This window comes from Peteryoungia ipomoeae (assembly GCF_004912165.1).
In the GTDB taxonomy this organism is placed as follows: domain Bacteria; phylum Pseudomonadota; class Alphaproteobacteria; order Rhizobiales; family Rhizobiaceae; genus Allorhizobium; species Allorhizobium ipomoeae.
Genome location: NZ_STGV01000003.1, coordinates 26,782 through 44,130, shown reverse-complemented (window position 1 = coordinate 44,130; position 17,349 = coordinate 26,782). Strand labels below are relative to the sequence as shown.

Annotated in this window: 22 protein-coding genes; 9 read left to right on the top strand and 13 right to left on the bottom strand. The window is 61.4% G+C overall.

Features of this window, described 5'->3' with window-relative positions; translation table 11 throughout:
- Positions 1-83: 83 nt before the first annotated feature.
- Together FAA97_RS09855 and FAA97_RS09850 are read right to left on the bottom strand one after the other, a co-directional pair.
- Positions 84-572: a type II toxin-antitoxin system YhaV family toxin gene (locus FAA97_RS09855; protein ID WP_136598377.1), complete on the bottom strand. Its 489-nt coding sequence runs from the start codon at positions 570-572 to the stop codon at positions 84-86.
- Positions 565-885, bottom strand: a complete 321-nt coding sequence (locus FAA97_RS09850; protein WP_136598376.1) for a type II toxin-antitoxin system PrlF family antitoxin — start codon at positions 883-885, stop codon at positions 565-567. The genes FAA97_RS09855 and FAA97_RS09850 overlap by 8 nt, the downstream gene beginning before the upstream one ends.
- Before the next feature lie 127 nt (positions 886-1,012).
- Between FAA97_RS09850 and FAA97_RS09845 the strand changes: the two genes are divergently transcribed.
- The gene (locus FAA97_RS09845) at positions 1,013-1,363 is read left to right on the top strand and encodes a DUF1491 family protein (RefSeq protein ID WP_136598375.1); all 351 of its coding nucleotides are present in this window, start codon (positions 1,013-1,015) and stop codon (positions 1,361-1,363) included.
- Between the two features lie 23 nt (positions 1,364-1,386).
- Here FAA97_RS09845 and FAA97_RS09840 read toward each other — a convergent pair whose 3' ends face one another.
- A complete protein-coding gene (locus FAA97_RS09840) occupies positions 1,387-2,544 on the bottom strand; it encodes a DUF2336 domain-containing protein (protein ID WP_168800970.1) in 1,158 nt (385 codons plus the stop codon).
- 331 nt (positions 2,545-2,875) lie between these two features.
- Here FAA97_RS09840 and FAA97_RS09835 point away from each other — a divergent pair, with 331 nt between their 5' ends.
- Complete coding sequence (locus FAA97_RS09835) at positions 2,876-3,079, top strand: hypothetical protein (RefSeq protein ID WP_136598374.1); 204 nt, start codon at positions 2,876-2,878, stop codon at positions 3,077-3,079.
- 21 nt (positions 3,080-3,100) lie between these two features.
- Here FAA97_RS09835 and FAA97_RS09830 read toward each other — a convergent pair whose 3' ends face one another.
- From FAA97_RS09830 to FAA97_RS09815, 5 genes are all read right to left on the bottom strand, one after another.
- Positions 3,101-3,649: a DUF1254 domain-containing protein gene (locus FAA97_RS09830; RefSeq protein WP_136598373.1), complete on the bottom strand. Its 549-nt coding sequence runs from the start codon at positions 3,647-3,649 to the stop codon at positions 3,101-3,103.
- Entirely contained in the window at positions 3,642-4,229 is a 588-nt protein-coding gene (locus FAA97_RS09825; RefSeq protein ID WP_136598372.1) for a DUF1214 domain-containing protein, read from the bottom strand. The genes FAA97_RS09830 and FAA97_RS09825 overlap by 8 nt, the downstream gene beginning before the upstream one ends.
- Before the next feature lie 513 nt (positions 4,230-4,742).
- The gene (locus FAA97_RS21070) at positions 4,743-4,898 is read right to left on the bottom strand and encodes a hypothetical protein (RefSeq protein WP_168800969.1); all 156 of its coding nucleotides are present in this window, start codon (positions 4,896-4,898) and stop codon (positions 4,743-4,745) included.
- On the bottom strand, positions 4,898-5,086 hold the full coding sequence (locus tag FAA97_RS09820) for a hypothetical protein (protein WP_136598371.1): 189 nt from the start codon (positions 5,084-5,086) through the stop codon (positions 4,898-4,900). Before FAA97_RS09820 ends, FAA97_RS21070 begins: the two co-directional genes overlap by 1 nt.
- Positions 5,087-5,182: 96 nt before the next feature.
- On the bottom strand, positions 5,183-5,560 hold the full coding sequence (locus FAA97_RS09815) for a PH domain-containing protein (protein ID WP_136598370.1): 378 nt from the start codon (positions 5,558-5,560) through the stop codon (positions 5,183-5,185).
- A 211-nt stretch (positions 5,561-5,771) separates the two neighbouring features.
- Between FAA97_RS09815 and FAA97_RS09810 the strand changes: the two genes are divergently transcribed.
- Positions 5,772-6,437 carry a hypothetical protein gene (locus FAA97_RS09810; RefSeq protein ID WP_136598369.1) on the top strand — a complete coding sequence of 222 codons (666 nt, stop codon included), beginning with the start codon at positions 5,772-5,774 and terminating at the stop codon, positions 6,435-6,437.
- Positions 6,438-6,547: 110 nt separating this feature from the next.
- Here the strand turns inward: FAA97_RS09810 and FAA97_RS09805 are convergent, their stop codons facing one another.
- Entirely contained in the window at positions 6,548-7,441 is an 894-nt protein-coding gene (locus FAA97_RS09805) for an NAD-dependent epimerase/dehydratase family protein (protein ID WP_136598368.1), read from the bottom strand.
- A 140-nt stretch (positions 7,442-7,581) separates the two neighbouring features.
- Here FAA97_RS09805 and FAA97_RS09800 point away from each other — a divergent pair, with 140 nt between their 5' ends.
- The gene (locus FAA97_RS09800; protein WP_136598367.1) at positions 7,582-8,094 is read left to right on the top strand and encodes a phosphatidylglycerophosphatase A family protein; all 513 of its coding nucleotides are present in this window, start codon (positions 7,582-7,584) and stop codon (positions 8,092-8,094) included.
- A 43-nt stretch (positions 8,095-8,137) separates the two neighbouring features.
- On the opposite strand, the gene FAA97_RS09795 is transcribed toward FAA97_RS09800, so the two are convergent.
- Positions 8,138-9,418, bottom strand: coding sequence for a hemolysin family protein (locus FAA97_RS09795; protein ID WP_136598366.1), 1,281 nt, complete (start codon positions 9,416-9,418; stop codon positions 8,138-8,140).
- 299 nt (positions 9,419-9,717) lie between these two features.
- Here FAA97_RS09795 and FAA97_RS09790 point away from each other — a divergent pair, with 299 nt between their 5' ends.
- The 4 genes from FAA97_RS09790 to FAA97_RS09775 all read left to right on the top strand — a co-directional run bounded on the left by FAA97_RS09790 (position 9,718) and on the right by FAA97_RS09775 (position 11,765).
- Positions 9,718-10,077: a type II toxin-antitoxin system RelE/ParE family toxin gene (locus FAA97_RS09790; RefSeq protein WP_136598841.1), complete on the top strand. Its 360-nt coding sequence runs from the start codon at positions 9,718-9,720 to the stop codon at positions 10,075-10,077.
- Positions 10,070-10,390, top strand: a complete 321-nt coding sequence (locus FAA97_RS09785) for a helix-turn-helix domain-containing protein (protein WP_136598365.1) — start codon at positions 10,070-10,072, stop codon at positions 10,388-10,390. Before FAA97_RS09790 ends, FAA97_RS09785 begins: the two co-directional genes overlap by 8 nt.
- A gap of 147 nt (positions 10,391-10,537) precedes the next feature.
- Complete coding sequence (locus tag FAA97_RS09780; protein ID WP_168800968.1) at positions 10,538-11,014, top strand: DUF3833 family protein; 477 nt, start codon at positions 10,538-10,540, stop codon at positions 11,012-11,014.
- Between the two features lie 220 nt (positions 11,015-11,234).
- Positions 11,235-11,765 carry a type II toxin-antitoxin system PemK/MazF family toxin gene (locus FAA97_RS09775; RefSeq protein WP_136598363.1) on the top strand — a complete coding sequence of 177 codons (531 nt, stop codon included), beginning with the start codon at positions 11,235-11,237 and terminating at the stop codon, positions 11,763-11,765.
- A 222-nt stretch (positions 11,766-11,987) separates the two neighbouring features.
- Here FAA97_RS09775 and rpiB read toward each other — a convergent pair whose 3' ends face one another.
- Entirely contained in the window at positions 11,988-12,446 is a 459-nt protein-coding gene (rpiB, locus tag FAA97_RS09770; protein ID WP_136598362.1) for a ribose 5-phosphate isomerase B, read from the bottom strand.
- A 215-nt stretch (positions 12,447-12,661) separates the two neighbouring features.
- Between rpiB and FAA97_RS09765 the strand changes: the two genes are divergently transcribed.
- Complete coding sequence (locus tag FAA97_RS09765; RefSeq protein WP_136598361.1) at positions 12,662-13,456, top strand: class I SAM-dependent methyltransferase; 795 nt, start codon at positions 12,662-12,664, stop codon at positions 13,454-13,456.
- Between the two features lie 43 nt (positions 13,457-13,499).
- On the opposite strand, the gene FAA97_RS09760 is transcribed toward FAA97_RS09765, so the two are convergent.
- On the bottom strand, positions 13,500-14,771 hold the full coding sequence (locus tag FAA97_RS09760; protein ID WP_246041404.1) for a GGDEF domain-containing protein: 1,272 nt from the start codon (positions 14,769-14,771) through the stop codon (positions 13,500-13,502).
- Between the two features lie 346 nt (positions 14,772-15,117).
- Positions 15,118-17,331: a transglycosylase domain-containing protein gene (locus FAA97_RS09755; protein WP_136598839.1), complete on the bottom strand. Its 2,214-nt coding sequence runs from the start codon at positions 17,329-17,331 to the stop codon at positions 15,118-15,120.
- Between the last annotated feature and the right edge of the window lie 18 nt (positions 17,332-17,349).

The following is a 17,349-nucleotide window of genomic DNA, read 5'->3' as shown; positions in this document are numbered from 1 at the left end:
AGCACGCCGCTCTATTGCCATGACGTCCGCCCTTGCTTCCGACCCATTGCTGACAGATGCCTGAGGGCAAGCAAGCCTTCGTCTCATGGATCGGTCGATGTCATATCGTCCGACAGTGCCGCTGCCTCTCGACTAGCCCTTACCAGCGCGGCCCAATCGTCAGGCGGATTGCCGTCGACGAGCATTTTTGCAAAGACCCGGTAGGCATCGGTCTTGCTGCCATAGGCCCGCTTGGTTTCATCGTCATTCACCCAGGCCAGCACGATGACCCTTTGCCTTTCGTGGTAGCGAAAGAAGAGGCGATACTGCTGAAGGTATTTACCGCGGAACCAGTGCTTGTAGGTCTCGCCCAGCGTGCCGCCCTGGCGGAACTTGGGATCGGTCGGATCGGCCGGAATATCGACAAAGGCCATCTTTCGGGTTGCCGCCAGCAGTTTGAACGCACGCTTTTGCCGGTAGGTGTCGGGATCGGTTTCCCGTTGCCGGCGCACCTCCTCCATCAAACCTTGAAGCGCGGAAAGGAAGAGGGGGTGGAGATAGATCGTCCACCCGTTGATCTTGACCTCAGTCATCCGGCAGTGCGTCGTTCATGTCGACCTTCTCGCCCTCCAGAAGGTCATCGAGTTCGTCGAGCAAAGTCTGCTGAAGTGGCACGACATTGCCGCGTGCGATGTCCTGTTCGAGAAACTGCAGGAAAGCGCCGATGGCCGGGTCCTCCTGTTCGTCTTCGATCTTGGCTTCGATGACCACGGTGCCATTGGAAAGTGCCCTGAAGGTGATCTGTCCCGTTTCCACGCCGAGCATCTTGCGAATGGCGGAGGGAACCGTAGTTTGGCCGCGTGCGGTGATCGTCGCATCGACGGACAAAGTAGTTCTCGCACCCATGGCTAATCTCCCTGATACCGCAAAGGTAATGCATTTGCATTGTATAGACAAGGAGCGCCATGTCGGTGCGGTCTGTGCGCCGTATCCACCACTTCCCCCCGCCGCTGCAATCGCCTAGAACCACCCCATGCGCATCCGGTCCGATATCTTCGTCTCCGCTCTCACCCGCCGCGTCTTTGCCGATGGCGGGTATGCGGCTGTCGTATGCAAGGGATCGGATGCGGCGGGCGCGATCTTTGTGCGCCAGCGCTTTCGCGATGGGCTGGAAACGCTCTATGGACCGGCGCCGCAGATGATGATCGGCGAAGACGCGCGCGACGACCGGCTGTTTGAAGAACGCGTGAGCAAGGCAGATCCAGAAGCCACCGAGGCCCTGATTGCCCGGGAAATGAAGTTCGACAGCGATCTCTGGCTGGTCGAAATCGAGGTCGATGCGATCGGCGACTATCTGGCTTTGGTGACAGTCCCCGGCCCCTGACGGGTGGGGGGAGGGTGCCGCACTCAGCGCTTGCGGGCGCGCAGCACCTGGCGGGCGTGATCGTCGCCCACAGGTCGACGGGTGGCTGGGGACGTCCCGGCCTGTCCGGTGAGCTTTGCAAACCCTGTTTGCAGGCTGGCGCCTGTGGTGGCAGGGGCTGTGACATCGCTGCCCGGCACACTGACCGCTGTTTCCCCATAGGTGTAGCGATCGGCCCTCAGCCAGCTTTCGATGCGGCTTTCCGCCGCCAGCGGCTGGATCTCGGCAAGCAGTCGCTCGGCACGCATCTTGCCCTCTTCGCTGCGGCCAAGATGCGGGTAAAGCTTCGCGAGGACAAAGACCGCATCGGCCAGCTCCATGCCGCAGCCGACAAGCGTCGTCGCAAGCTGGCGTCCGGAAATGTCGATCAGGATGCGCTCGGCCAACCAGCGGCTGGAGGAAAGCACGTCGGCAAGCGTGGTGCAGAAGGCGCCGCCGTCATGGGCGCGGGCAAACCGCACGAGAAGCGCTGCCTGCACTGGGCCAATTGTCAGCCGCCCCAGCCGATCCGTCTCAGCCGGACTGTCCTTGAGGGCAAGCGTCTTGATCGTCCGGCGCAGTGACTCTTCCCGCTCGATCCGATCCTGTTCGGCCGCTTCCAGTGGCGCAACCTCGGTCTCTGGGCCAGCGATTGCCATGCGGCGGACAGCCGGTGTTTCCGGCGCCGGAGCAGTCGTCTGCGGTTCGGAGATCTCTGCGACCTCTTCCGCTTCTGCGCGGCGCGGTGCCTGATAGTGGCGCAGCGATACCAGCGCGTCGATCACCATCGGCGAAAGCTTCTCGCGCTTGACGATGGCGCGCGCATGGTCTGCCCCCTGGCAGCGGGCAATGATGATGAGCATGTCATCGGAAAGGGCAGGGGAAACGGCGAGGAAGGGCGCGGCGATCGAGATCGGCTGCGAAGCGATGAAGGCGGCCACGGACAAGGGCAAGTTCGGGCTTTGCGAAAGGGCTGCCACCGCATCGCGCCGCGCCTCGATCGAGGAGGCGGCAAACAGCGGCTGGAACAGCTCGGCAAATTGCCTCAGTTCCGATTTGCCGGGATGCGAAAGGGCCTGAAAACTCGTGACCGTGGCCATGAGAACGACATCCTTGTTCCGCGTGCCGGCCGGACGCTCCAGCTCCCTGAATTGTTCGCTCACCAACCCGACACTCCAACGCAATACACTGGTCATTCACATTAGAGCGAAAGTGTTAGCAGGCTGTTAACTAACCTATGGCTTCCTCACGGTAGACGACTGGCGCAAGGTGCCGATTCGTCACATAATTCGGGACATTCGGATATTCGAATGTTAATGTCGATTGCGTGCATGTGCAGGAAAGCGACAGTGTCCGAGAAAGGCGCAAGTGAGCCGGTGCGTGGCCAGAATCCGCGACACAAACCGGAATGTGCCGGGGCCTGAGGCGAAAGCCGGCCAGGATGAAATGAGACAGTCATCCCTCTCGATCTTTCCTTTTGAAAGGAGAACGAGCATGGCGGATATCATCAGCATCAAGGACCGGTTGAAAACGGGGCGCCAGAGCCTTGCCACGCAGGTTGCGCAGGAGCGCGCCAAGGGCGAGGTGCTGCTCTTCACCGGCATCTTCTACGAGCGCTTCGAGCCGCTCTCGACCTGGAGCCGGGTCGAATTGTCGACCGGAATGCCCTCGCTGCCGTCCCCTGCCAATCCGGCCTGAGAGTGCCCTCGGACCGTGACGTTACCGCCCGGTAAAGGGCAGGCATTCGGCGTCTTCAAGAAAGGCCAGCGCATCGGCCTCCTGGCTTGGCTGCGGCACCATGGCGCGCAGCACCGCATAGCCGGTGGTGCCACGATGCTCGACCAGAATGGTCTGGGCGAGCGCTGCAATCGGCGTCTTGCGCAATTGCGCCACCTGCACCGGCGTTGCCAGAAGCACGTCGAGATCGCCCGCCACCGAGGTGCGGTCATTCATCGAAAACACTTCATTGGCATCGCGGTCGTAAATGGCGATCGACCAGAATTTCACCCGCCCGGCGGCCGTCAGCGACAAGGGCTGCGTGCCGATGTCGAAATGGCAGACGGCTGTGCGCAGATAGGGATCGCGGCTCGATAGCCCGACTTCATCTTCCGCTGCCGAAAGCTGATGGAAAGCGAAAGGCGCCCCCTCCGCCGTCACCCGCGTATGGGCATCGCGCCCGGTAAACAGCGGCACCCCGAGAATGATGATGATATGCAGGAGAACCGCGCCGATGAGGCCGGTCAGAAGGGCATAAAGGATCTTATTCATTGCCGCATCCGATCTGTTCGATCACCGGCATCACAAGGCCGGAAAGACCGGTGGAGGCGGCGGCCGGCGTGTCGAGCAGCGTCAGCACCAGCCGGAAGGAGCCGGTATCGGGGATCGCCAGCCAATTGCCCGCTTTTGCCGTGCGAGACACGACAATCTCGAAACTGCCATCGCGATTCCTGAGGATCGTCTGCGAATTCTGCGCCGTCGGCAGGTCCGGCGAGGCATTAAGCGGCTGCCCGGCGTCATCGGCGGCATAGAGCGTCCAGGCGCGGGTGGCCGGTGTGCGGCCGCTCATCCGGTAGGAGCAGGTGCCGGTCAGCGCCAGGCCCTTGTCGTCGCGCTCGGCGGTAAACTGCAAACCTTCGGCTGCCCCATAGAGCAGCAGGCCAGCCTTGGCCCGATGCGCCTTCGCATAAGGATCCGCCTCGATCGTCTGCGCCGCCGGAAAGGCCCGCCAGCCGGCCACGTCGATCGATCCGAAGCCGACGGAGGCATTCAGCATGGAAAGCGCCGACAGAATGCCGCCGCCAAAGGCGATGATCAGCGTCAGGGCGACAAGGAGGGGCACACGAAACACGGGGGGCGGACAACCTCAAGGCATGGCGCGGGTCAAACCCGCAAGGATCTATCGGGCAAGAGCGGTAGCATTGATTCGGGAAGGAGGGAAGTTTTGCAGGGGCGACGGATGTCACTCGCCGTGCACGGCGCAAGCGCCGCTCAAGCCTTGCTCTCCCATTCCCTCAAGCCTCGTTTGCATTCAGCGCCGCCCGCCCGTGATCCTAAAGCAGGCGGCGGCATGGTCGCGAGGTCCTTCTTTTTGAAGGAAGCTTACAGCCGAGAGAAATAACTGCCGATGATAGCCTTCCTTGCTTAAGGATAGCGTCTGAATACGGCCGCAGAAATGCAGTCCAGTTTTAATCGAGGTGGGCACCGAACGACACAATTGTTCAAGCGGGATCCCTATACCGACCGGAGCGATCCTCGATCGATGTCTGCCAGTTTACTCGTTGATGATAGATCGCATAGATCACATTGACCCCGGACACATTGGCAAAGAAAAACCGATAGCCGTTGCGCGCTCGCTTGAAGGTCAGGCGTCGTGCCTCGCCGTCGGATCGGCATCGCACGCCTCGGCATCCTGATAAAGCTGCTCTTCAATCTCGTAGGCTCGTCCCTCATCACTGAGGTTTTCGTGATGCTGGAAAATGCGATGAAAGTCATCCGTGGTCGACGGATCGAGTTTCATTAGAGCCCCATGGGCTTCTTCACTGCAGATTGTTTCCGCTCGACCCTCTGATGCCGGACGATCTCCCGGTGCTCATCTGCACTTAAGGCCGTGTCGGCTGACACCTGCCGGGATTTCTTCAGCAGGTCCTGGTAGATCTCTTCGGGCATCCCGGCAAACTCCGGGGCGTCTCGTCCGGCTTCGTCCATGATTTGCTCCTCAGTAAACTCAGCAGCCAGTTTATCAGTTGCGGGAACCTGATGCCAGCGCTTCAGGTTTGGGCCCATGCCCCCCCGCCATGCACTTTACCGCAACACCCCCGTTGCCAGCGCCCGCTGGATGCCGCGCACGTCGGTGCCTTTCTTCAAGGTTTTGGTCAGCGGTGCCGCATTGCCGGAAATCCAGATTTTCAGTTCGCTGTCGAGATCGAAGGTGCCGGCGGTCTCAACCGAAAAGCTTGTGATCGCCCGGTAGGGCACGGAGGTATAATCGACCTTCGACCCGGTGATGCCCTGCACGTCGATGAGGATCATCCGCTTGTCGGTGAAGACGAAGATGTCGCGGATCACCTTGAAGGCCAGCCCCACGGTCTCACCGTCGATCAGCACGCCATCGAGCCGTTTGGCCAGATCCGCCGGATCGACCGCCGATCCATGGCCCAGAAGTCCGTCAAAAAGTCCCATCGCTGATCTCCGTCATTGTCGTTTGAGGGAGATGGGTTGATGCCTCTCGCAAGACAAGGCCAAGTTTGGTCGCTTTGCTGCGATTGCAATTTTTGGTGGTAAATTCTACCAATGCACACGGGGCGTGGATGCGCATAGAAATCCGTTGGGCTTGGCCCTTCGTTTCACCGGCACCTCCCTGACTTGAAACGGAAAGCGTAGGGGAATGATCATGTCGACACTTTTGACGATCAACATCCGCAATGACGAGCGGCAGGCCCATGACTTTTTTGTCTTCCAGCAGCCGGCGACCTATCCGAGTGAGGCCATGGCCTATTCAAACAGCCTGTTTTCAGCTCGGCTGGGCAATTACAACGATACCGGCGCGACACTGACCTTCCGCGCCGAGTTGCGATTTTATGCTGGCCTCCAGCAGAGCAATACGCTCCCCCATGTCGGCAACGTATCCGGAGATATTCTCGCTACGAGGCCAATCGATCTCGCATCCGGAAGCGGTACGGAAAATGACTCCACCACCGCAATTATCTCTGAACCGATCGGTCTCACGCAACCGGTTAACGGCGATGACGTGAAACCCGGCGCCTTTCGCATTACCACGCCGGTCTTTAGCTCGCAGAACTACTACAATGCCGGCCTGGCCGTTAACGCCAACGGCCAGATGGTGCTGTCAAATTTTATCGTGGTTGATCCGGCCACCGAGACTGACTGCCAACCAGTCCTGAAATACTTCGTCGGCAAAGGCGAATATGTGCCGGGCACTGTCATCAACTTCACGCATTCAAGCCTGAATGCCGCCCTCTGTGACTTCACCGGCGGCATTACCACCGCAGAGGTCGCCAATAACGCGGACGGAAGCTGGACGGTCAGCATGGGTTGAGGCTCGCCGATGTCGGCAGCAATGCGCAGACAAAGAGAAGGCGGGGAGGAACGTCTCTCCGCCTCCAGCGCGGTCACAGACCCCAAACGATCACTGCAAACCGGCAGTGCTCAAACATCCACATACTTTCGCCAGTCATGCTCTTCCTTGAAGCCCAGCACCTCGCGCGCCTTGCGGTTGGAAAGCGGCGCGTCGAAACCGTCGATCTCGCCGGTGATCGGCGTCCCCGGCGCATATGTCGCCAGAAATTCGCGGGTCGGGATCGTCGCGGTGATCGTGTCGTTGACGGCGTTGAACACCTGAAAGCCCAGCCCGTCCTTCTCGGCGCACAGATGTACGATCTGGCCGAGATCGCGCGCATCGATATAGGACCAGGCATTGCGCTTGCGGCACGGCGGATCGGCGAGATAGCCGGGGAAGGCGGCATAGTCTTCCGGTGCAATCACATTGCCGATCCGAAGCGCATAGACATCGATGCCGTAGCGCATGGCAAAGGCGCGCGCCGTCTTCTCGTTGACCACCTTGGAAAGGCCGTAGCTGTCCATCGGATCGACGTCATAGTCCTCGGTCAGCGGAAATTCCTTGTAGTCCTTGTCGCCCTCGGCAAAGCAAACGCCATAGGTCGTTTCCGAAGAGGCGATGATGACCTTGCGGATACCGAGCTTCGCCGCAGCCTCGATCACATTGTAGGTCGAGACGGTATTCTCCGAAAATGTCTGGTTGTCGGGATGCATCAGGATGCGGGGCACGGCGGCAAAATGCACCACCGCATCCACCGGCTTCGGGCCGCCCGCCTGTTCATAGCCCTCATAGCCGAAATGGCAGGAGAGCGCGTTGAACACCTGGGCGCCATCGGTCACATCGGTGAGCAGCGTGTGCACGCCTGGCACTTCGAGCACGGCCCGGTCGACATTCAGCACCTTGTGCCCCTGACCCAGCAGATAAGGCACCACATGCCGCCCCGCCTTGCCGCTGCCGCCGGTAAATACGATCCGCTTGCCCATGATAAACCTCCCGCATGGATGGATGATGTCCGGCAACCAGATAGCGCGGTTCCCCCGCCAGCGGTAGAGGCATCTCGGTTGACGACACTGGGAAGCGCGAGCCCCCTTGGCGAAACGGGTGCAGTGCCTACATCCTGGCCATGGAAATTCTCGATCCGCCGGGCCTTGGCCTCATTCCCCAATGGACATGGCTTGCTGCCACCTGGTTTGGCAGTGGCCTCGTCGTGCCGTTGCGGGCGGGGCTCGCCGTCTTTGCCTTGCTCCCGCTCCTGCTGATCGCCAGCCATGCGCCGCGTGCGGTCCTGCCGCTTGTGGCGCTGCTGGTCTTTGCCATCGGGGTGCATGTGGGCAATGTCATCGAGCTTGCAACGGGCGTGAAGGACGATCGGCGCATCGTGATCGACGAGGTCGGCGCCTTTCTCGTTGGCGCCACCTTCATCCGCTTTACCGGCTGGCGTGCCGGCCTTGCGGTGCTTTTGCCCTATGCCACGGTCTTCCTGTTTCTCGACAAGCTGAAGCCATGGCCGGTCTCCGTGGTGGAGGGATTGCCCGGCGGTTGGGGCGTGATGGCCGACGATCTGCCGCCGGCACTCGCTTTCGCGCTCATTGTCGTGCTGTTCAGCTGGTGGCGCCGCCGCGCAGCACGACAGTGACAGCTCCCGCCTGTCTCAGCCGGGGGCCAGTCTAAGTCGAGCGTCAGGAAGGTAGCTTGCGCACGATCAGCTTGTCCACCCGCCGGCCGTCCATGTCGACCACTTCAAAGTGGAAGCCGCCGACGGCGAAGTTCTCGCCAAGGCTTGGCAGGTGGCGCAGCGTGTCGATGACGAGGCCGGCCACGGTTTCGTAGTCGGGCTCCTTGTCGAGGCCAAGCCCCACCGCATGGGCGAATTCGTCGATCGGCATCCAGCCGGAAACGAGGTAGGAGCCGTCCTCGCGCTCGATGATCGCCGGCTCGCCGGTCTCTTCGTCCTCGAACACGCCGGTGATCGCCTCCAGCACGTCGCCGGAGGAGACGATGCCTTCGAAATGGCCGTATTCGTCATAGACGAGTACCATGCGGGCGGGCGCCCGGCGCAGTTTTTCGATGACGGTCAGCGCGCTGGTGCGGTCGGAAACGACGGGCGCCTCGCGCGCCAGCGCCTCGATGTCGACAGGGCGGCCTTCCAGCAGTCCGTCCAGCGCATCCTTGACGACGACGACGCCGACAATCTCGTCCGACGAACCCTTGCGCAGCGGCAGGCGCGAGCGCTGGGTATGGCGCAGCTGTTCGCGGATCTCGGCCGGATCGTCCTCGAGATCGATCACCTCGACGTCGCGGCGCGGCGTCATCAGGCCGCGCGCCGTGCGGTCTGCAAGCCGCATGACGCCGGAAATCATTTCCTGTTCCTCCGCCTCGATGACGCCGGCGCTGTGCGCCTCGGCAATCACGGTGCGGACTTCCTCGTCGGTGATCTTTTCGTCGGAACTGCCGGACTGTCCCAGCAGCGCCAGAACGAGTTTGCCCGATCCGTTCAGCAGGATGACGAGCGGCAGCGCCACACGCGACAAGAGCTTCATGCCCGGCGCCACCTTAGCGGCCACTGCCTCGGGCGCGCGGAGCGCAATCTGCTTCGGCACAAGCTCGCCGACGATCAGCGACAGATAGGTGATGGCAACGACGACGGAGCCGACCCCCAGGCCGTTGGCCATGGAGGCCGAAAGCCCTTGCTCGACAAGCCAGCCGGAGAGCCGCGCGCCGAGTGTGGCGCCGGAAAAGGCGCCGGAGAGAACGCCGACCAGCGTGATGCCGATCTGCACGGTGGACAGGAACCGACCGGGATCCTGGGCAAGCGCGATGGCGGTGGCAGCACCCCGGCTGCCCTGATCCGCGAGGATCTTCAGTCGAACCGGGCGCGACGAGACGACCGCCAGCTCCGACATGGCCAGAAGGCCGTTGAGGAGAGTGAGGAAAACAACAATGGCAATTTCGGTAAACACAAGGGGTCCATTCGGTGGGTCGAGGCCCAGGGCGGATGAAAATTCCCCGCCCAAGGCCGGGAATGCCGATCATCCGGCCGCTCCCGCGAGGTGGCGCCGGAGAGATTATGCTGCGCCGGATCCTCGTCGATCTCGCGCGATTATATGGGGCGGCAGCCGGACGGTGCAAGGGGGGGCAGAGCCACGATTGTGGAGTGCATCCTGGGATTGCGTATTCGTAAAATGCGCGCGAATGTTTGATATGGGTCATCGCGCCGGCTCGATGTTGCCGGAGGGTAGCACTTGGTGCTATATTTATGATGTCGTTCAGAGTGTTTCAAACCGCGTGGTTCGCCAAGGCCTCCCGGAGGATCGGGTTGACCGACGCCACCTTGTGGCGGGCGGTCGAGGAGGCGGCGCGGGGGCAGGCGGATGATCTCGGCGGCGGCGTCTACAAGAAGCGTCTGAGCCGCAACCAGCATCGGGCGATCCTGCTGGCGAAGGCGGGAGAATTCTGGGTTTATGTCTATCTGTTTGCCAAGCAGGACCGAGCCAACATCGATGATGCCGAATTGACTGCCTTCCGCCATCTCGGAGCGCTCTACCGCAAGAAGACGGACGCTGACCTTGAGGCAGAACTGCGTCTTGGCGTTTTAAAGGAGATCAAGGGCGATGAATGAACGCAGTTATCGTTCGGATGCATTCGAGGCGATCCACAGTGCGGTGGAGGGCATGGCGCGGGCTGGCACCGTCGACAAGCAGACCCTGAGACACTTCGACGAGGCATGCCTGAGCGACGTTCAGCCGATGTCCGCTGAGGAGATCCGGTCTCTCAGACAGGAAAACAATGTTAGCCAGCCCGTTTTCGCCCGCTATCTCAACACCAGCCGCTCGACCATCGAAAAATGGGAAACGGGCGCCAAGCAGCCCAGTGGTCCGGCGCTGAAGCTGTTGTCCCTTGTCAGGAAGCACGGCCTGACCTTTCTGGCCTGACCCATCGCGACCACCCCATCCCGAGCACCCCATGCGCTGACCCTTCGTTCGGATATCGCGCCGATCCGATGGAACTATGGCACGTCGGCCCGTGTTTCCAACCGGACCCGGCATCGGGCCGGTGCCACGAACCCCGAGGAGACAGCCGTGAAGCTTGAGGATTTTGAAGCCCGCCAACCCGCCTTCATTCTGGAGGAGTTCTTTTCCGGCACCTTGCGGGGTTATGGCGTGACGATCGGGCGTCTTGGGGGATTTCAGAACCGCTTCACCATCGATGCCCGCGGCAGCTTCGATGCAATGGCGAATGTGCTGACCTTGAAGGAAGACTATTTCTTCGATGACGGCCATTCCGACACGCTGAGCTGGACCATCCTCAAACGCGCCGAAAACCGCTATGAAGGCCGCGAACCGAAGATCGACGGCACCGCAGACGGCAACCAGTCCGGCTCCGCCTTCCTCTGGCAATACACCCGCGACGTCCCCTCAGCCGACGGCTCCACCACCCGCTTCGGCTTCGAAGACTGGTTCATCCTGCATGACGAACGCCACATGAGCGTGCACGCCTCGCTGACCAAACTCGGTGTGGAAGTGGCAACAATCGAGGCGTTCTACGAGAAGAGCTGAGGGCAAGGAGAGGGCGGGGGCATAGGGTTGTTGCCCGTTGCGCCATGCGCCTGGCCGGTTATGATCTCCGCCAACGAAAAGTCGTGGGGGTGTAATTGATGCAGGCTCAGGTTGAGGCAGGTATCAGGCAGGGTAGGGCGCGGGAAGCGTCCAATGCTGTTGCCATCGACGTTGGCCGCCATATTGGCGTGGCTGTCATGGCCCTCGAAAGGGGCGCGTAGTGGCCGCGAAGCACCCAGTTAAGATCAAGGCGGCGCCCAAGGTCGGGTCACTTTACTGGTGTAGCCTGCATGCGGAGGCGCAGATTCACATACCCGAATTCTGGAAAAAGCGGCCCGTCGTCGTCATCAGCAGAAAGAATACGCTCCATGGTAAAGTGACCGTCCTCCCCATCACGACCGACGAGGACAATGTGACCTACGAGCATTCCATAGAGCTTTCGCAAGCGACGAGGGACAAGATCAATGGCAAGAGGTCATGGGTTGTCTGCGATCACATCATGACCGTCGCAACGTCTCGGCTCGACTTCGTAGACAAGAGCCCACCCCGGATCGACCCGATAGAGCTTGGCCCCATCCTGGAAAAGGCCCACTCTCTTCTGGCTGGCTGGCCCCCGTCTCAACCGTTGAGAGTCGTTGTAGCGGAGTCGACGACAGTCATGGAGACGCCAGAGGAGATTATCACCACGGTTATCGATACCGTCACGGTGACAGTAGCGGGCTCGGCAGTAGGAACCACTGACAACGAATGAGGCAGCATGGCACCCCCGACGCCGGGTCACCATTGACCAACATGATAACCAGGGCTATATACAAATCATCTGCGAGGCGTGCGATGCGCGTCATCGTCTCCCGAAAGGGACATATAAGCCAAGCCACCCCACAAGGGTGGCTTTGGTCGTTTTAGGCCGCCGCTACAGGACTTGTAGATGCGTGGACGGGTTGCCGGACCAGCTAGCCCCGATAGCGCTCCCTCAAGAGAAAGCATCTGACTCTGCCTCGATCATGTCCACACGTGTTCCATGCCTGCCGCCTTCAAAGCCGGCGCTCAGAAACGCGTCCACGATCTCAAGTGCCAGCCCTTCACCCACGACACGCACACCAAGTGAAAGCATGTTTGCATCGTTGTGTTGCCGTACCATTCTGGCCGAGAATGTGTCGCTGCAAACGCCACAGCGAATGCCTCTGACCTTGTTCGCGGCCATCATGATCCCTTGACCGGTGCCACAGAGAAGTATCCCAAAGCGGCAATCGCCAGAGGCGACGAATTCCGCCGCCGCCTTGCCATGCGCCGGATAGTGCGTGCTCTCAGCGGTGGTTGGTCCGATGTCAACCACCACCCACCCCCTTTCCGAGATATGAGTGGCTATGGTCTGGCGCAGTTGGAGGGCAGTGTGGTCGCTGGAGAGAACGATCCGGTTGTTGGCTTTCATGATCACGTCTTTCTGTGCCCAAAGTCGATGTGAAGGTTTAGTCAACCTGTTGTCGTGGCCGCAAGCCATCAGCTTGGGTCTCGCGGTTACAAAAGGTGCTGTGTGCCGATCACTGGCCCAAGTCCTTCACCCACACCACTCTTGAGAATCGCGTCCCACCCTGCCAGTGTCGCGCCACTGAACATCGCATGCGAAAGCCGAAGGGAGATGCGGTCATGCTTGCGCTTTTGCGCGCGACGCCGATCCTCGGTGCGCTTCTGGCCCAGGTGGTGGCCCTGCCGGTTGTCGCCACGGTCACCGGAGCCCTGTCCGGCAGCGTGGATCGGCTGCCGCTGATCGGGCTTGCGCTTCTCCTGCAGGGCGTCCTTGCCGCGGTGCTCTGTCGCGTGATGGGCCTGCCGCGCTGGTGGCTGCTGATCGCCTTCGTCTTTCCGCTTGCCATGGGCCTGGCGCTCGGTGCCGGGCAGATGCCGGCATGGCCGTTCGGGCTTGCCTTTCTTCTCCTGGCGCTTGTCTTTTCCAACACCACGCGCGGACGCGTGCCGCTCTACCTCACCAATGACGAGACGGTCTCCGTGTTGAAGCGGTTGATGGCCGAGCGCGGGTTTACGACAATCACCGATCTCGGCTGCGGGCTGGGCGGCGTCGTGCGCGGGCTGGATGGCAAGGGCAGGCGGGCGAGGGGGGTGGAAAACGCGCCCGGCCTCGTCCTTGCCGCGCAGCTTCTGGCAAAGATCAGCGGGCGCGGCGTCATTGAGCGCGGCGATCTCTTTCGCGCCGATATCGCGGGCGAGGATCTGGTCTATGCCTTCCTCTCGCCAACGCCGATGGCCGCACTTTATGCCAAGCTTTCCCGCGAGATGAAGCCCGGCAGCCTCTTCGTGTCGAACAGCTTTGCCGTGCCGGACCGCGATCCCGACGAAATCTGGGAATTGTCCGACCGCCGCAAGACGCGGCTTTATCTCTACGAGATGAGCGCCAAGGAAGAGACGCCAGGCGGCGGATCTTGAGGGTTAAGCCTTGCAGAATTACCCGGAGCCTGCGGCAAGGGCCTCAGGCCACGTCGCGCTGCGGCTCGGCTTCGGTGGTCTCGATCGAACCGCCGGAATGGGGTTCGCCAGCGCGTTCGCCGGGGCTCTCGGACTGGCCGGTCTCGCTCTTGTCCTCGTTCACCCGCCAAGTGTTGCGGCCGTCCGCCTTGGCGGCATAGAGCGCCCGGTCGGCGCGTTCCATCAGATCGTCGAAATCGCGGGTCGTCGCCATCGAGCCTGAGGCCGCGCCGATGGAAATCGTCACATGCCGGTTGCGATCCTGGGTCAGCTCATGCGGAATGTCGAGCTGGCGCACGGCGCGGCGCAGGTCCTCTGCTATCCGGTGGGTTTCCTCCGGCGGGTGTCCGGCGAGGACGGCAATGAATTCCTCGCCGCCATGGCGCGCCAGATGCGCGTCGATCGGCAAGGCGCGCCGCATGGCGCGGGCCAGCCGCTTCAGCGCCATGTCGCCGGCGCCATGGCCATAACCGTCGTTGAAGGCCTTGAAGTGATCGACGTCGATGATGAACAAAAGCGCGCTCTCGGCAAGCTCCGGCGTCTCGTTGCGCAATCTCAGAAGCTCGAGATCGGTGCCGCGCCGGTTGGACAGCCGTGTCAGCGGGTCGGTCACGGAGAGCCGTGCCAGATCCTTGTTCTGACGTGACAATTCGCGCTTCAAGGCCTCGTTTTCGGCGGCGCGCAGATAGCCCATGCGGGCCTCGACATCCAGATGATGGCTGACAAGCAGCGTCATCACAACGGTTGGCATGTAGACCACCAGGTGCTGCATGACATAGCCGATCGTCACGCCTTCGAGAAAGAAGATGGCCGAATAATTCAGGCAGAAGGTGAAGATGCTGGCCCGCAAGGCCGGGCGAAATGGCGATGCAGCCGCAAGCGTGATCGCCATCTGGAAGGTCGGCGCCGCATAGAAGTAGCTCAGCACACTCGGGCTGTTGCTCGAAAGCAGGATGACGCACCAGACGATATTCGCCGCAAGCGCCACCCCGATTGCCGCGACCTCCTTGTGCTGGATCGGATTGTCGCGGCCGAGATAGATCAGAAGGCCAAGCGTCAGCGGCAGAATGACGCCAAAGCGCAGAACACCGCCGATGAAGGTGACATCGCCGAGCAGGAAGACATCGAACAGATAGCAGGACAGATAGAAGAGAGAGACGGAAATGACCGCCGTCTTCAACATATGGGTGCGCACGGTGGCACGGTGTTCAAAAAACTCTGCACTCTGCTCCGGCGTCATGCGGGGCATAGCGGGAATGCCAAGCCATCTCTTCATGGATGTCCAATCACAGATTGAAAAATGCGATACGAAAAACACAGGCGAAGTCTAGGCCTGCCCCCCTTAATCTGGGGTGAAGGAAGTGTACCATTGCGGGAAAGCTGGAAAATTCGCAAGCCGTATGGTTGCTCAAACGGAAACATTTCCGCCCAAATTCGGCCATAATTCACCAAGGCTGTCGGAATCCGGCACAGCAATACGTGAAAATGCGGCAGTCTGGCCGATCGTGACCGTCAAGCGCTCGCCGCACAAGCGAATCGCCGCCACCATGGCGCGATGTGCGTCTTAAGCCTAGAGTTGCAGCCTGCCGATCGGGGGTGATCGGCAGGCTTCGCAACCGATATCAATTCAAGGTTGTGGTTGTGGCGCCGGTCTGATCCATCGCTGTCTTGCCTGCGGTGGTCGTCGGCAGGGCGAGTGGCGGGGCGGATTTGAGCCTTTGGCCGAGATCGCGGATCATCCGGGTGGATTGCGAGGAGAGCGAGCGCGGCCGCACGAGCGCGGTGAGGTTCAGGTCATCCTCGGCAGTGTCGGAAGCAACAGGGGCTTCCTTTTCCGGCATCGGCGCATCCACGCCGAAGATCGGCTTCAGGTCGATGCCCTGATGCGCATAGTCCATCAGCTTCTTGAAGGTCATGGCGGGCAGCGAGCCGCCGGTCATGTTGTTGGTGGAAGTGTAGTCGTCATTGCCGAACCAGACGGCGGCCGTGTAGTTGCCGGTATAGCCGACAAACCAGGCGTCGCGGTAGGCCTGGGTGGTGCCGGTCTTGCCGGCGGTCAGCACCCCATCGACCGCCGCGCGCCGCGCCGTGCCGATATAGGGGATCTTGGTCATCATCTGGTTCATCGCAATCGCTGCCTGTTCGGTCAGGATCTGCGGCGCCTGCGGCTCGTCGCGCTCGAAATCGTAAAGCACTTCGCCGGCATAATTGGTGATCTGCGCCACCCCGTGGCGCCGCGTCGCCCGCCCGCCGGCCGGCAGCACGGCATAGGCGGTTGCCTGGTCCATCACCGTCACTTCCGCCGTGCCGAGCGGAATGGTCACATCCTTCTTGATCGGCGTTTCCACGCCCATGGCCTTGGCGGTCTGGATGATCGCATCGATGCCGAGCTTGTCTTTCGCTAGCCGCACGGGAATGGTGTTGATCGATTTGGCCAGCGCCGTTTCCATCGTCATGCGGCCGGCATAGCTGCGGCCATAATTCTGCGGGCTCCAGTTGCCCCAGGAAACCGGGCCGTCGGTCACGATGGTCTGCGGCGTGTAACCGTTTTCCATGGCCAGCGCATAGGTATACATCTTGAAGGAGGAGCCCGGCTGGCGCAGCGCCCGCGTCGCGCGGTTGAACTGGCTCTCGCCATAGTCACGCCCGCCGACCATGGCGCGCACAGCCCCGCCATTCTCGATCATCGCCAGCGCGCCCTGCTTGACCCGGTAGCTCTCGCCATATTCGCGCAGGCTTGCAGCCACCGCCTCTTCGGCGGCCTGCTGCAGGCCAAGATCGATGGTGGTGCGCACCACCAGCGTGTGATCCTTGAACTTGCCGGCAATCCGCTGCACCTCGTCGAAGGCCCAGTCGAGGAAATAATCCGGCGCTTCCTTTTCGTCACGGTCGATGACGGTGGCCGGATTGCGCCGTGCGGCCACCACCTGGCCCTCGGTCATCAACCCGCTCTGCACGAGATTGGTCAAGACGTCGTTGGCGCGCGCACGTGCGGCCGGCAGGTTGACGTGCGGCGCATATTTCGCCGGCGCCTTGAAAAGACCGGCCATCATCGCGGCTTCCGCAAGCGTCACCTCGGTGATGTTCTTGCCGAAATAGAATTGCGAGGCGGCTGCCGCGCCAAAGGTGCCGCCGCCCATATAGGCGCGGTCGAGATAGAGCGAGAGGATCTCCTTCTTGGAGAGGTTGGCCTCAAGCCAGAGCGCGAGGAAAGCTTCCTTGATCTTGCGCTCCAGCGAGCGCTCATTGGTGAGGAAGAGGTTCTTCGCCAGCTGCTGCGTCAGCGTCGAGCCGCCTTGCACGACGGAGCCGGCGCGGGCGTTTTCGGTCATGGCGCGGGCAAGGCCGAGAAAGTCGATGCCGTAATGCTCGAAGAAGCGACGGTCTTCCGTTGCCAGAACCGCTTTCACCAGATGATCCGGCAGCTCGTCGACGGGCACGGAGTTTTCGTGAATGATGCCGCGATGGCCGATGAAATTGCCGTAGCGGTCAAGAAAGGTCACGGCGAAATTGTCGTGGTTGCGCCAGTCCTTCTTGGTTTCCTCGAAGGCGGACTGGGCAAGGGTGAGAAGCACGACCGTTCCGGCGGTGCCAAGCGTCATGGCTTCGCCGGCGACTTCAAAGACAAGCTTCTTCCAGCCGCGCACGCGAAAGCGGCGGAAGAAGATGGTGATCTCCTCCCAGGCCTCGCCGAGCTTGTAGCCGGCATTCCACAGGCCAGAATCGATGAAGCTGTCGATGCGCAGCAGAATATGGCGCTTGAACTTCTGTCTGGGGCCTTGCACGGGCTTTTTGGCCTCGGCCGGTGTCAACCGTTCGTCGCCTGTGTTCGGCATTTCATCCCGCGGCAGGTC